This is a genomic window from Specibacter cremeus, from assembly GCF_003946885.1.
In the GTDB taxonomy this organism is placed as follows: domain Bacteria; phylum Actinomycetota; class Actinomycetes; order Actinomycetales; family Micrococcaceae; genus Specibacter; species Specibacter cremeus.
Genome location: NZ_RWKQ01000004.1, coordinates 1 through 14,009, shown reverse-complemented (window position 1 = coordinate 14,009; position 14,009 = coordinate 1). Strand labels below are relative to the sequence as shown.

General features: G+C 69.3%; 11 protein-coding genes. 1 reads left to right on the top strand and 10 read right to left on the bottom strand.

The genetic code is table 11. From position 1 onward, the window contains the following. Nucleotide 1: 1 nt before the first annotated feature. Nucleotides 2-943 carry a glycosyltransferase gene (locus tag EJC77_RS02075; RefSeq protein ID WP_125609924.1) on the top strand — a complete coding sequence of 314 codons (942 nt, stop codon included), beginning with the start codon at nucleotides 2-4 and terminating at the stop codon, nucleotides 941-943. 91 nt (nucleotides 944-1,034) lie between these two features. Here the strand turns inward: EJC77_RS02075 and EJC77_RS02070 are convergent, their stop codons facing one another. From EJC77_RS02070 to EJC77_RS02025, 10 genes are all read right to left on the bottom strand, one after another. Then, nucleotides 1,035-1,952, bottom strand: a complete 918-nt coding sequence (locus tag EJC77_RS02070; protein WP_125609923.1) for an L-threonylcarbamoyladenylate synthase — start codon at nucleotides 1,950-1,952, stop codon at nucleotides 1,035-1,037. Between the two features lie 12 nt (nucleotides 1,953-1,964). Further along, a complete protein-coding gene (prmC, locus tag EJC77_RS02065) occupies nucleotides 1,965-2,804 on the bottom strand; it encodes a peptide chain release factor N(5)-glutamine methyltransferase (RefSeq protein ID WP_240629660.1) in 840 nt (279 codons plus the stop codon). Nucleotides 2,805-2,910: 106 nt separating this feature from the next. Continuing rightward, nucleotides 2,911-3,984, bottom strand: coding sequence for a peptide chain release factor 1 (prfA, locus tag EJC77_RS02060; protein ID WP_125609921.1), 1,074 nt, complete (start codon nucleotides 3,982-3,984; stop codon nucleotides 2,911-2,913). 123 nt (nucleotides 3,985-4,107) lie between these two features. Then, nucleotides 4,108-6,324, bottom strand: coding sequence for a transcription termination factor Rho (rho, locus tag EJC77_RS02055; protein WP_125609920.1), 2,217 nt, complete (start codon nucleotides 6,322-6,324; stop codon nucleotides 4,108-4,110). A gap of 314 nt (nucleotides 6,325-6,638) precedes the next feature. Beyond that, complete coding sequence (thrB, locus tag EJC77_RS02050; RefSeq protein WP_125609919.1) at nucleotides 6,639-7,670, bottom strand: homoserine kinase; 1,032 nt, start codon at nucleotides 7,668-7,670, stop codon at nucleotides 6,639-6,641. A 23-nt stretch (nucleotides 7,671-7,693) separates the two neighbouring features. Continuing rightward, a complete protein-coding gene (gene thrC / locus EJC77_RS02045; protein ID WP_125609918.1) occupies nucleotides 7,694-8,797 on the bottom strand; it encodes a threonine synthase in 1,104 nt (367 codons plus the stop codon). Continuing rightward, entirely contained in the window at nucleotides 8,797-10,149 is a 1,353-nt protein-coding gene (locus tag EJC77_RS02040) for a homoserine dehydrogenase (protein ID WP_420820291.1), read from the bottom strand. The genes thrC and EJC77_RS02040 overlap by 1 nt, the downstream gene beginning before the upstream one ends. A 34-nt stretch (nucleotides 10,150-10,183) precedes the next feature. Beyond that, entirely contained in the window at nucleotides 10,184-11,812 is a 1,629-nt protein-coding gene (locus EJC77_RS02035) for a diaminopimelate decarboxylase family protein (RefSeq protein WP_240629658.1), read from the bottom strand. Between the two features lie 2 nt (nucleotides 11,813-11,814). Next, nucleotides 11,815-13,467: an arginine--tRNA ligase gene (argS, locus tag EJC77_RS02030; RefSeq protein ID WP_125609917.1), complete on the bottom strand. Its 1,653-nt coding sequence runs from the start codon at nucleotides 13,465-13,467 to the stop codon at nucleotides 11,815-11,817. Between the two features lie 73 nt (nucleotides 13,468-13,540). Next, nucleotides 13,541-13,918 carry a VOC family protein gene (locus EJC77_RS02025; RefSeq protein WP_125609916.1) on the bottom strand — a complete coding sequence of 126 codons (378 nt, stop codon included), beginning with the start codon at nucleotides 13,916-13,918 and terminating at the stop codon, nucleotides 13,541-13,543. Nucleotides 13,919-14,009: the final 91 nt, after the last annotated feature.

Here is a 14,009-nt window from a genome sequence, read left to right as displayed (position 1 = left end):
CATGGCTTCCCAAGGCCCCTTCCACCTGGTCGTTACGACGTTCAACCGGGCTGACTACCTGACCGGGCTGCTGGCGTCGGTGGCCGCGATGAACCCGGCACCGGACTGCATCATCGTGGTCGACAACGCCAGCACCGACAACACGGCTGACGTCGTTGCGCGTGCCGCCGCGGAGTCCGCCGTGCCCTTGATCCACCACCGGCTGGACACCAACTTGGGTGGCGCCGGCGGCTTCTCTCATGGTGTCGAGCGCGCACTGGCCGAGGGTGCGCAATGGCTGTGGCTCATGGACGACGACGTCGAAGTTGAGCCGGACGCGCTGGCCGCCTTTGGCCCATGGATGGAAAAGTACGACGCCATCGTTGGGCGCCGTTACGACGCGAATGGCAAACCGTTCTTCTGGCAGCACAAGTTCGTCGACTTCCTCGGGATCCACCTGCCCGTGCTCGGCGACGTGTTCGCACAGTCGAACGCGTTCCCCACCAACGTGGGCGTCTTCGAGGGAATGCTCCTGCATGCGGATGCCGTCCGCCGCGTGGGCCTGCCCGACCCCCGGTTCTTCATCACCTGGGACGACGCCATCTATGGCTGGCTGGTCTCGCTGCAGCGTGAGGTCATGTACGTCAACGTGTTCGTGCTGCGCAAGGTTCGTCCGCAACGCCAGATCAACCTCGGCATCCGCCACCTCAACGATTCCTCGGACCTCAGCCGGTACTACGTCATGCGCAACCGCGGCCTCGTCTCGCAGTACTTGCGCGAACATGGCCGCTTCAACCGGTTTGGCTTCGGTGTGGGGACGGCCCTGACGGCAGGCAAGGAATTCCTGCGCCTCGTGGCCGTGGAAAGAACCATGCGCGGAACCGGCCGGATTTGGCGCGGCTGGCGGGACTCACGGCCCATCATGGCCGACGCCCAATGGAAGCCGATGCCGCCGCTGGTCTGAACCGCACTCGGAAGGCACAAGCCGAAGCTTGGCCGTCGCTGACCTTCGGAAATCAGCCGTTGTGCGCCTATGGGTGAGTCCGTTGCGTGCGTCAGTGCCCGTCGGCTGCGGTTTCTGCCGTTTCCTCTGCCGTGGCGTCCACGGTAGCGTCCTTTTCGGTCGCGCCGGCGGCATCGACCGCGGCGGGTACGTCACCGGCGTCGGGCGTCTCCTCGACGTTTCCGGATTCCGGAGTGTCGGTGTCCTCGCCGGTGGTCACGGAGTTCTCCTCCGGGGCGTCGTTGGTCGATTCCTCGACCTCGACTTCCGCGGTCCCGTCGCCGGTGGGCGACCACATGACGGGTTCCTCGCCAAGTCCCAGGGCGCTGGGTACCACTTCACGGATCTGCTCCAGGCTGATGGCGCCCTCCCGGACGATCCGCAGCCGCAGGCCTGTGGCATCGACAATGGTCGACGGCACGGCGCTGGTGCCCTGCAGGGGGCGGAAGCCGCCCTCCAGGTACACCTCGACCGATTCGGCCAGCTGCGCGCGGGCCTCGGACGCCGACTGGGCGGCCGGCTGCCCGGTGCGGTTGGCGCTGGAGACGGCCAGCGGCCCGGTCAGCGTCAGCAGGTCGAGGGCCAGCTCGTCGTCGGGCACGCGTAGTGCAACGGTCCCGTGCGTGTCGCCCAGGTCCCAGGTCAGGGACGGCTGGGCGTGGAAGATCAGCGTCAGCCCGCCGGGCCAGAACTTCTCGGCCAGCTTCCTGGCGTCCTCGCCGATCTCGGTGGCGAGCCCCTCCATGGTCTGCCGGCGCGGCATCAGCACGGGCGGGGGCATGTTCCGGCCCCGGCCCTTGGCCGCGAGCAGCGTGGCCACGGCCTGGGCGGAAAACGCGTCGGCCGCAATCCCGTAGACGGTGTCGGTCGGCATGACGATGACCTGTTTGGCCGCGATGGCCCGCTGCGCGTGCGCCAGCCCCTCGGAGCGCTGGTCCGCGGTCGTGCAGTTGTAGGAAGTGGTACTCACCAGTCCATTCTTTCAGATTCGGTGCGCGCTCGTGGCCCGGTCGCGCCCGGTCAGGTCCCGGTGCCCCTCGATGCGCGTCCAGTGGCCCTGGGCCCGCAGCATGGCCGCCATGTCCGCGGATTGCACCTCGGCGTGTTCCATGATGAAGAACCCGTCCGGGACGAGCAGTCGCGCGGCCGTCGCGGCGGCGGCAATCGGCAGCTCCATGCCGTCCGCTCCCCCGCCGTACAGGGCCATGTGCGGATCGTGCAGCTGCACCTCGGGGTCGCGGGGTACCGCCCCGGCGGGGATGTAGGGCGGATTGGACACGACGACGTCGACGGTGCCGTCAAGTTCCGGGAACGCGGTGCGCAGGTCCCCCTGGATGAGTTCGACGCCGGTGCCGGCAAGGTTCTCCTGCGCCCACGGGAACGCCTCGTCGCTCAGTTCCACGGCATGCACGCGTGAACCCGGCAGTTCCGTGGCGATGGCGGCGGCGATCGCCCCGGACCCGGTGCCCAGATCGACGACGACGGGTGCCCGGTTCGGGTGGGCGCCGTCACCGAGCGCGACGAGCACGTCGAGTGCGACCTGCACGACCGTCTCCGTCTCGGGCCGCGGCACGAACACGCCCTTGCCGACGGCCAGCTCGAGGTGGCGGAAGTACGCCACGCCGGTGATGTGCTGCAATGGTTCGCGGGCGGCCCGGCGGGCGACCAGCGCGTCATACCCCTCCGGCGCGGGCGAGCCGCCGAATAGCAACGCCAGCAGCTCGCCCATGCCGATGCCCAGGATGTGGGCCGCGAGCAGCCGCGCATCCACCGCCGGTGACGGCACGCCGGCGGCGGTGAGCACCGTCGTCGCACGCTCCACCGCGGCGGCAAGTGTTACGGCCGCGTCGCCGGCGGACTTGGGCCCACGATTGCCAGGTACCGACGAAACCGCGCCAGCGGTTTCGTCGGTACCTGGCAATTGGGGACTAGTCACCCAGCGCGTCCAGGCGGGCCTGCTCGTCCATCTCGATGGCGGACCGAACCACCGGTTCCAGCTCGCCGTCCATGACGGTGTCCAGATTGTAGGCCTTGTAGCCGGTACGATGGTCGGCGATCCGGTTCTCCGGGTAGTTGTAGGTGCGGATGCGCTCGGAGCGGTCCATCGTGCGGATCTGGGACTTGCGCACGGCCGAGTTCTCCGCATCGATGATGGCCTGCTGGTGGGCCAGCAGGCGGGCCCGGAGCACGCGCATGCCGGCCTCACGGTTTTGCAGCTGCGACTTCTCGTTCTGCATGGCCACGACGATGCCGGTGGGGATGTGCGTGATGCGCACGGCCGAGTCGGTCGTGTTCACGGACTGGCCGCCGGGGCCCGAGGACCGGTACACGTCGATCTTCAGGTCGTTCTGGTTGATGTCGACCTCCTCCGGCTCGTCGACCTCGGGCAGCACGAGCACGCCGGCGGCCGACGTGTGGATGCGGCCCTGCGACTCGGTGGCCGGCACGCGCTGCACGCGGTGCACGCCGCCCTCGAACTTCAGCCGCGCGTACACGCCCTCGGCGGGGTCGTTGGAGCGGCCCTTGACGGCGATGGAGATGTCCTTGTACCCACCCAGGTCCGACTCGGTGGACGAGATGACCTCGGTCTTCCAGCCGCGGCTCTCGGCGTACTTGGTGTACATCCGGACCAGGTCGGCGGCAAACAGGGCCGCCTCGTCACCGCCTTCGCCGGCCTTGACCTCGAGGATCACATCGCGGGCATCATCCGGGTCGCGCGGGATGAGCAGGCGGCGCAGCTTCTCCTGCGCCTGCGCCAGCGACGCCTCCAGCACCGGCACCTCGGCGGCGAACTCGGCGTCCTCGGCGGCCATCTCCTGCGCGGCGGCGAGGTCGTCGGTGAGCTGCTCCACCTGGTGGTGGCCCTCGACGATGCCGCTGAGCTCCGCATACCGGCGCCCCAGCTTGCGTGCCAGCGACTGGTCCGCATGCACGGCCGGGTCGCTCAGGCGCTGCTGCAGCTCCGCGTGCTCATCCAACAGGCCCTGGATGGATTCAAACATGTTCAATTCCTCTTTCGACTACCGCTAAGTCTAATAAGCCGGGCGTCCCCTTAATGCGCGAAACCGCCTGCGTAGTGAAGGGGGCCCGCCCCCTTCACTACTGCGGCGGTTTCGCTGACGTGCCTACTTGTCGTTTTCGCCCTTGGCGCCCAGCGTGGTCTTCTGGATCTGCATGAGGAATTCGACGTTGGACGCCGTCTCGCGGATCTTGGAGGTGAGCAGTTCCAGGGACTGCGTCATTTCCAGGCCGGAGAGGACGCGGCGCAGGCGCCACATGATCTTGACCTCTTCGGGCGAGAGCAGGTTCTCCTCGCGGCGCGTGCCGGAGGCGTTGACGTCGACGGCCGGGAAGATGCGCTTGTCCGCCAGCTGGCGGGACAGGCGCAGTTCCATGTTGCCGGTGCCCTTGAACTCCTCGAAGATGACCTCGTCGGCCTTGGACCCGGTTTCCACCAGGGCCGTGGCCAGGATGGTCAGCGAGCCGCCGTTCTCGATGTTGCGGGCGGCACCGAAGAAGCGCTTCGGCGGGTACAGGGCCGCGGAGTCGACACCACCGGAGAGGATGCGCCCGGAGGAGGGGGCCGAGTTGTTGTAGGCACGGCCCAGGCGGGTCATGGAGTCGAGCAGCACGACGACGTCCATGCCCATTTCGACCAGGCGCTTGGCCCGCTCGATGGACAGTTCGGCGACCTGGGTGTGGTCGTCGGCGGGACGGTCGAACGTCGAGGCGATGACCTCGCCCTTGACGGTCCGTTGCATGTCCGTGACTTCCTCGGGACGCTCGTCCACCAACACCATCATGAGGTGGACCTCGGGGTTGTTGGTGGTGATGGCGTTCGCGATGGACTGCAGGATCAGCGTCTTGCCGGCCTTGGGCGGGGACACGATCAGGCCACGCTGGCCCTTGCCGATGGGGGCAACCAGGTCGATGACGCGAGGGCCGATCTTCTTGGGGTCGGTCTCGAGGCGCAGGCGCTCGGAGGGGTAGAGCGGGACGAGCTTGGAGAACTCGACGCGGTGATTCAGCTCTTCCGGCTTCTTGCCGTTGACGCTGGTGACGCGCACCAGGGCGTTGAACTTCTGGCGCGCGCTCTGGCCCTGGCTGCGGTCCTCGCCGTCGCGGGGGGCGCGGATGGCGCCGACGACGGCGTCGCCCTTGCGCAGGTTGTACTTCTTGACCTGGGACAGCGACACGTACACGTCGTTGGAGCCGGGCAGGTAGCCGGAGGTGCGCACGAACGCGTAGTTGTCGAGCACGTCCAGGATGCCCGCGACGGGCAGCAGCACGTCGTCCTCGGTCACCTCGGTGTCGTCGAAGTCGGGGCCCTGGGTGCGGCCGCGGCGGCGTTCGTTGCGGTCGCGGAAGCGGTCGTTGCGATCGTTGCGGTTGTTGTTGCCGCGCTCGTTGCGGTCGTTGCCATCGTTGCGGTCGCGGCGATTCCGACGGTTACGGCTGTTGCGGCCGCCATCCTCGTCATCCGTCCGCTCGGTGGTTCGCTCGGTGGTCCGCTCAGCGACCCGTTCGCCGGTCCGCTCGTTGCGGTTGCGGTTGTTCCGGTCGCGGTTGCTGCGCTGGTTGCGCCCGCCCTGGTCCTCGCCGGCCTCGGCCGGAGCGGCCTGCGCCGTGGCAGCCTCGCCGGCCTCGGCCGGGGCGGCCTGAGCCGTAGTGGACTGGGATGCGGTGGACTGGGATGCCGGCGCCTCCGCGGCGTCGGCGCCCTCGGGACGGCCACCGCCCTGGGCGCGGCGGTTGCGGGTGCGCGGCTGGCGGCGGGTGTCACCGTCTTCCGCGGCAGGGGCCTCGGCGAGGGTGCCTGCGGCGGCATCCACCTTGGCGGCCGGTTCGGCCTGGACCGTGTTGGCCCCAGTGTTGGCCCCAGTGGTGGCAGCGGCGTCGGTCGTGATGACGCCGTCGCTGCTCGCGGCACGACGACGTCCGCCCCGCCCGCGGGCGGGGCGCTCGGCCGGCGGGGCGGCGGCGGAACCGGCGGCGGCAGCGGAACCATTGTCCGCGGCCTTCTCGGCCGGGGCGGTCGCGCCGGTGGCCTTGGTGTCGGTGGCCTTGGTGCCGCGCGTCCGTCCGGCGGACTTCGCAGGCGCTGTGCCGGTGTCCGGGGACTTCGCCGCGGGCCGGTCGGCCACGGAGGAACCGCGCTGGTGGGCGGAGATGGCGGCGACCAGGTCGCCCTTGCGCATGCGCGAACCGCCGGTGATGCCCAACTGGCCCGCGAGGACCTGCAGCTGGGCCAGCTTCAGCCCGGCGAGTCCATTGCTCTTGGCGTTGCTGGTGGTGTTGGCGGTGTCATTCAAACCTGCAGTCAGGTTTGCCGTTTCTGTCACGAAGGATCCTTCCCCCTCGATCGAGGTCTTTTCAATGAAGACCTTGGGTGTTTAATACCTGACCATGGCAGGTGTCCGGGGGACCGAACCCGCTTGCGTGAGTCAAGGGTTCCAACTTTCGCCGCCTTGGGGATCGCGGCTTTGGCTGATATGCAATACGCCCTCCAAGCGACGGCGTGCTTGCGGCAGGTGCCTAGAGGTTCCGTCGTTGGCCGTTGTGCAAGAGAAAGCCGGCCGGAAGAGCGGCAGCGGAATCACGTGGCGGTCGTGCGACCAACAGGCATTCCAGATCGGAAAGCGGTTGGCGCCCGCGCCTACGCGCCCGGCTGCACTTCCACTTTAGCACCCTCGGAGTCAACTTCCAGCCGTAGAACACGCCAGAACGCACCACTGCGCCCGCCGGCGCGCGCGTGCGATTCGACAAACCCGACCACCGCGTCCGCCTCGGCGACGCCGTTGGCCAGGGTCATGACGGTCGGGCCGGCCCCCGAGATGAAGGCCGCATGCCCGGCTGCGCGCAGCGCGGCGACGAGCGCGGCGCTCTCCGGCATGGCCTCGGCCCGGTAGTCCTGGTGCAGGTAGTCGCGGGTCGCGGCCGGCAGCAGCGCCGGGGCGTCCTTGATGGCGTGGATCAGCAATGCGGCGCGGCCCGCGTTCGCGGCGGCGTCGGCGTGCGGCACGGTGGCCGGCAGCATGCCACGGGCCTTCTCCGTCTTCAGCTCGACGGCGGGGATCGCCACAACGGGGATCACCGCCTCCGACGGCGACACGCGGGCCGACGCATACGTCTCACCTTCCCGCCACGAGACGGCGAGGGCGCCGAAGATCGCCGGGGCCACATTGTCCGGATGGCCCTCCAGCTCGGAGGCGAGCTGCAGGACCCATTGGCGGTCGCGGCGATCCGCCGCGTCCACGAGGGCGTTCGCGGCGACGATGGCCGCCACGATGGCCGAGGCCGACGAGCCCAGGCCGCGGCCGTGCGGCAATACGTTCTCGGCGCCCAGGCGCAGCGGGCCGCGCCGGTAGCCGAGCCGGGCGAACGCGATGTCCATGGCCCTGACGACCAGGTGGGACGCGTCGCGCGGCAGGTCCGCGGCGCCCTCGCCCCGCAGGTCGAACTCAAGGTGCGGCGCGGCACCCGCCTCCGTGCCGGCACCCGGGGGCAGCGTCTCGATCACCAGCGTGTCATACAGGGACACGGCCAGGCCGAGGCTGTCGAAGCCGGGGCCCAGGTTGGCGCTCGTGGCCGGCACCCGCACGGTGGCGGTGCGCCCGGCGGCCGGAGACTTGAGCGGCGGTGTTTTAGGTGTTTCAGGTGTTTTGGCGGCCGGGGGTGGAAGCGTCATGGCGGCGTCAGTCACGGGGCGGGTCAGCCGTCCAGGCCCAACGCGGCGGCGACGGTGACGACGTCGAACTCGACGGAGCGCGGCTTGGCACCCTCCGCGGAGGGGTTCTTCAGGGCCCAGTCCGGGTCCTTCAGGCCGTGGCCGGTCACGGTGATGACGATGGTCGCCCCGGCCGGGACCTCGCCGGCGGCATGCTTCTTGAGCAGGCCCGCCACCCCGGCCGCGGAGGCGGGTTCCACGAACACGCCCTCCTTCGCGGACAGCCAGCGGTGCGCGGCCAGGATCTCCTCGTCCGTGACCGATTCGATCAGCCCGCCGGACTCGTCGCGGGCGGCCACGGCCGACTCCCACGACGCCGGGTTGCCGATGCGGATGGCCGTGGCGATGGTGTCCGGCTCGGTGATCGGGTGCCCGGCGACGAACGGCGCGGCGCCGGCGGCCTGGAAGCCCCACATGACGGGTGTCTTCGTGGACACGGGGGCCAGCGTGCCGGCGGTGGCGGACTCGTACGGGGCCGCGTACTCCTTGTAGCCCTTCCAGTACGCGCTGATGTTGCCGGCGTTGCCGACGGGCAGCAGGTGGTAGTCGGGGGCGTCGCCCAGGAAGTCGACAACCTCGAACGCACCGGTCTTCTGGCCCTCGATGCGGGCGGGGTTGACGGAGTTGACCAGGAACACCGGGTACGACTCGGCCAGCTTGCGGGCCACCTCGAGGCAGTTGTCGAAGTTCCCGTCGACCTGTAGGATCGTGGCGCCGTGGGCCACGGCCTGGCTGAGCTTGCCCATGGAGATCTTGCCCTCGGGCACCAACACGGCGCAGGTCAGCCCGGCCGCGGTGGCGTAGGCGGCGGCGGACGCGGACGTGTTGCCCGTGGACGCGCACACGACGGCCTTCGCGCCGGCCTCGACGGCGGCCGTCATGGCCATGGTCATGCCGCGGTCCTTGAAGCTGCCGGTCGGGTTCATGCCCTCGACCTTCAGGTACACCTGCGAGCCGGTCAGCGCGGAGAGCTTCTGTGCGTGCACCAGCGGGGTGCCGCCTTCGCCCAGCGTGATGACCCGGGTCGCCTCGGTCACCGGCAAACGGTCTGCATATTCGCGGATTACGCCGCGCCACTGGTGAGCCATTAGACTCCCTCCACCCTCAGGACACTGGTTACGGAATTGATGACGTCAAGGCCCTCGATCGCCTTGACGGTGGCCGCCAGGGCGGCCTCGCCGGCACGGTGCGTGACGATGCGCAGCTCGGCCGAGCCGGCTGATTCGCCATCGCCCGGCTCGGTGTGCACGGTCTGGCGCATGGTCTCGATCGAGACGCCATGCTCGGCGAACAGCGCGGAAATCTTGGACAGCACGCCGGGCTGGTCCGCCGCGTCCATGCCGATGTAGTAGCGCGTGGTGACCGCGTCGATGCCCAGCACCGGCAACCGTCCGGTGGTGGTCTCGGTGCGGCCCGGCCCGCCCAGGACGAGGCGGCGGGCGGCGGAGACGACATCGCCGAGCACGGCCGACGCGGTCGGCGCGCCACCGGCGCCTTGGCCGTAGAACATGAGCTGGCCGGCGTTCTCGGCTTCCACGAACACGGCGTTGAAAGCACCGTGCACCGCGCCGAGCGGGTGATCGCGGGGCAGCAGCGTCGGGTGGACGCGCACGCTCACGCCCGAGGTTTCCGTGCCGTCGTCGTCCATGCCATCGATCTTCTCGGCGATGGCGAGCAGCTTGATGACGTAGCCGGCCTCCCTGGCGGCGGCGATGTCGTTCGCCGTGATGGACGTGATGCCCTGGCAGTGCACGTCCTCGAGCGCGAACCGGGTGTGGAACGACAGCGAGGCGAGGATGGCGCCCTTGGCGGCGGCGTCGTGTCCCTCGATGTCGGCGGTGGGATCGGCCTCCGCGTAGCCCAGGCGCTGCGCCTCGGCCAGCGCGTCGGCGAATTGTGCACCCGTGGTGTCCATCTGGTCGAGGATGTAGTTCGTGGTGCCGTTCACGATGCCCATGACGCGGGTGATCTTGTCCCCGGCCAGCGAGTCGCGGATGGGGCGAAGGATCGGGATGGCACCGGCCACCGCGGCCTCGTAGGAGAGCTGGACGCCGGCGGCGTCGGCCTTCTCGTACAGGCTGGGTCCGTCCACGGCCAGCAGCGCCTTGTTGCCGGTGACGACGGTGGCGCCGTGCTCGATGGCCTCCAGGATGAGTGTGCGGGCCGGTTCGATCCCGCCCATCAGCTCGATCACGATGTCGGCGCCGCGCACCAGCGCCGAGGCGTCCGTGGTGAACAGCTCGCGCGGCAGCGGGAACGTGCGCGGCGCGTCGATGCTCCGCACGGCGATGCCGGCCAGTTCCAGCCGCGCCCCGGTGCGCTCGGCCAGCGCGTCGGCGTCGGTGAGCAGGATCCGGGCCACCTCGGCGCCCACGTTCCCGGCGCCCAGCAGGGCGACCTTCAGTGTTTTCGCGGCGGAGGGCGCCACGGTGTCGGCCACGGATTCCGTGGCGATGGTGTGCTCGGTCAAGGTGTCAGGCCCCTAAGTCGCGTGCCAGCAGGTCGTCTTCGGTCTCGCCCCGCACGATCAGCCGCGCGGCGCCGTCCTTGACGGCGACCACGGGCGGCCGGGGCACATAGTTGTAGTTGCTGGCCAGTGCCCAGCAGTACGCGCCCGTACCGGGGACCGCGAGCAGATCGCCGGCGGCCACGTCACTGGGCAGATATACATCTCTAACAACAATGTCGCCGCTCTCGCAATGTTTGCCCACCACTCGGGACAGCACGGGCGGGGCATCGGAGGAACGGTTGGCCAGCACGGCCGAGTAATCGGCGTCGTACAGCACGGGCCGGGCGTTGTCGCTCATGCCGCCGTCGACCGACACGTAGCGGCGCGGGGCGGTCCGTCCGTCGCCGCCGGGAACGTCGACCTGGACGGTCTTCAGCGTGCCGGTCTCGTACAACGTGAACGTCGAGGGGCCGGCGATGGCGCGGCCCGGTTCGATGGAGATGCGCGGGCAGGCCAGTCCCAGCTCGTCGCAGGTCTCGCGGACGACGGCGGCCATCGCCTTGGCGATGTCGGCCGTCGGTCGCGGCGTGTCGGCGGCCGTGTAGGCGATGCCGTAGCCGCCGCCGAGGTCCAGCTCGGGCAGTGTGATGCCGTACTTGCGCTGCATCGCGTCGGTGAACGTGAGCAGCCTGCGCGCGGCCATCTCGAAGCCGTCGGGTTCGAAGATCTGCGAGCCGATGTGGGCATGGAAGCCGAGCAGCTCGATGCTGTCCGCGTCCTTGGCCGCGACAACGGCGGCCTCCGCGGCGCTCATTTCGGTGGTTGAGCCTGTCGAAACCCCGGTGGTTGAGCCTGTCGAAACCTGATCTCGACAAGCTCGATCACCGGTGGTTGAGCTTGTCGAAACCTGATCTCGACAAGCTCGATCACCGGTGGTTGAGCCTGTCGAAACCTGATCTCGACAAGCTCGATCACCGGTGGTTGAGCCTGTCGAAACCTGATCTCGACAGGCTCGATCACCGGTTGTCGAAACCATGGACAGGCCGAACTTCTGGTCCTCGTGCGCGGTGGCGATGAATTCGTGCGTATGCGCGTGCACGCCCGGGGTCAGCCGCAGCATGACCCTGGCCACCTCGCCGCGGCGTGCGGCAATCGCGGCCACCCGGGCGAGCTCGTGCAGGCTGTCGACGACGATGCGGCCCAGCCGCATGTCGAGCGCGCGGCCGATCTCGGCGTCGGACTTGTTGTTGCCGTGCAGTCCCAGCTTCTCCCCCGGCAGCCCGGCCCGGGCGGCGACGGCCAGTTCGCCGCCGGAACAGGTGTCCAGCCGCAGGCCCTCGGATTCGACCCAGCGCGCCACCTCGGTGCACAGGAACGACTTGCCGGCATAGTACACGTCCACGCCGCCACACAGCTGGGCGAACGCCTCGTCGAAGGACTCCTTGAACAGGCGGGCGCGGGCGCGGAAGTCGGTCTCGCTGAGCACGAACAGCGGCGTGCCGAACTGCTCCTTGAGGGATTCCACGCCGGTCCCGCCCACGGCGAGACCGCCGTCGTCGTTCCTCGCAACGTCCCGGGCCCACATCGCCGGCGTCAGCGCGTTGAGGTCGCCGGGGACCGGCAGCCAGGCGGGGGCCAGCTCCGCGCCGTCCACGGTCACATCCGTTCCGGGGCCGTGACGCCCAGCAGGCCCAGGCCGTTCGCGAGCACCTGGGAGGTGGCGTCGTTGAGCCACAGGCGGGTGCGGTTGACGTCCGTGACCGGTTCGTCGCCCAGGGGCGTGACGCGGCAGACGTCGTACCACCGGTGGTACGCCCCGGCGATGACCTCGAGGTGGCGGGCCACGCGGTGCGGTTCGCGGTAGGCGGCCGCCTGGGCGAGCACGCCCGGGTACTGGCCCAGGACGGCCAGTAGTTCCGATTCGGTGGCGTGCGTCAGGGCCGCGGCGTCGAATGCGGTGCGCTCGACACCTGTCGCCGCGGCGTTGCGGGCCACGGCGCAGGTGCGGGCGTGCGCGTACTGGACGTAGAACACCGGGTTCTCATTGGAACGCTTCGTCAGCACGTCCAGGTCGATGTCGATGTTCGAGTCAGACGAGAAACGGGCCAGCGAGTACCGGGCGGCGTCCGTGCCGACCACGTCGACCAAGTCCTCCATGGTGACGACCGTGCCGGCGCGCTTGGACATGCGGAGGGGGACCCCGTCCTTGACCAGGTTCACCATCTGGCCGATCAGCACCTCGACACGGTCGGCATCGTCACCCAAGGCGTCGGCGGCGGCCTTCAAGCGCGCCACGTACCCGTGGTGGTCGGCGCCGAGCATGTAGATGCACAGGTCGAAGCCGCGGTCGCGCTTGTTCTTGAAATAGGCGATGTCCCCGGCAATGTAGGCCGCGTGGCCGTCGGACTTGATGACGACACGGTCCTTGTCGTCTCCGAACGCGGTGGACTTCAGCCACCAGGCGCCGTCCTTGGCATACAGGTGTCCGAGGCCCTTCAGCTGTTCGAGCAGCTTCTCGACGGCGCCGTCCTCGAACAGCGAGTTCTCGTGGAAGTACACGTCGAAGTCCACGCCGAACTCGTGCAGGGACTCCTTGATGGCGGCGAACATGAGCTCCACGCCGTGCGACCGGAACTCCTCCTGCGGGTCCGCGGCGGCCAGGATGTCCGGGTGGGCGGCCGTGACCGCATCCGCGATCTCGGTGATGTAGTCGCCGCCGTAGCCGTCCTCCGGCGCCGGCTCACCCTTGGCGCTGGCCAGCAGGGACCGGGCGAATCGGTCGATCTGGATGCCGTGGTCGTTGAAGTAGTACTCGCGGGTGACGTCGGCGCCCTGGGACTGGAAGATGCGCGCCAGCGAGTCCCCGACGGCGGCCCAGCGGGTGCCGCCGAGGTGGATGGGGCCGGTCGGGTTGGCGGAGACGAACTCCAGGTTGATCCTGGTGCCGGCCATGGCCGTGTTGCTGCCGAACGCGGTGCCGGCCTCGACGATGGCCTTGGCCAGTTCGCCGGCGGCGGCCGCATCGACGGTGATGTTCAGGAAGCCGGGACCGGCGATCTCGACCCTCGACACGCCCGGGATCTCGGCCAGCCGGGCGGTGAGCACCTCGGCGATCTTCCGTGGCGGGACCCCGGCCGGCTTGGCCAGCTGCAGGGCGATGTTCGTGGCCCAGTCGCCGTGCTCACGGTTCTTGGGTCGCTCGACCCGAACTTCCTTCGGCAGGGCCTCGGCGGGAACGGCGAGTTCACCGGCGTCGACGGACGCGGTGAGGGCGGAGGTGATGGCGGCGGAAAGTTCTTCTGGGGTCACCGTCCAAGCATACGGGGGCGGTGTACCGCGGCCCGAATCCGGCGCGTCCTTGGCACTGCCCGCCGTGCCGGGCCTACCCGTTGGGCCGGCCCGGGATGTACTGCACCGCCCATTTGTTGCCGTCGGGGTCGGCGAAGGTCACAAAGTGCCCCCAGGCCTGGATGTCGACGTCGCTGACGTCCACGCCGTTGGCCTTGAGCTGGTCGTGGGCGGCCTGGATGTCGCTGACCACGATCTGCAGGTTCGGCGCGGTCCCGGGAGGGGCATCGGTCAGGCCCTCACCGATGCAGATGGAGCACGCGGAACCCGGCGGGGTCAGCTGGACGAAACGGATGCCGCCTCCGGGACGTTCGTCGAAGTCGGCGTTGAAGCCGACCTTGTTCACGTAGAAATCCTTGGCGCGGTCCACGTCGGATACGGGCACGAACACGAGTTCAAGTTTCCAGTCCATGGCCCACACGCTAACGCGGATTTCCGCACAGCCGGTTCGCCGCAATCCTCGTGATGTGCTGAGCTCAGCGGTGGTCTGAATGTCCTTGCAT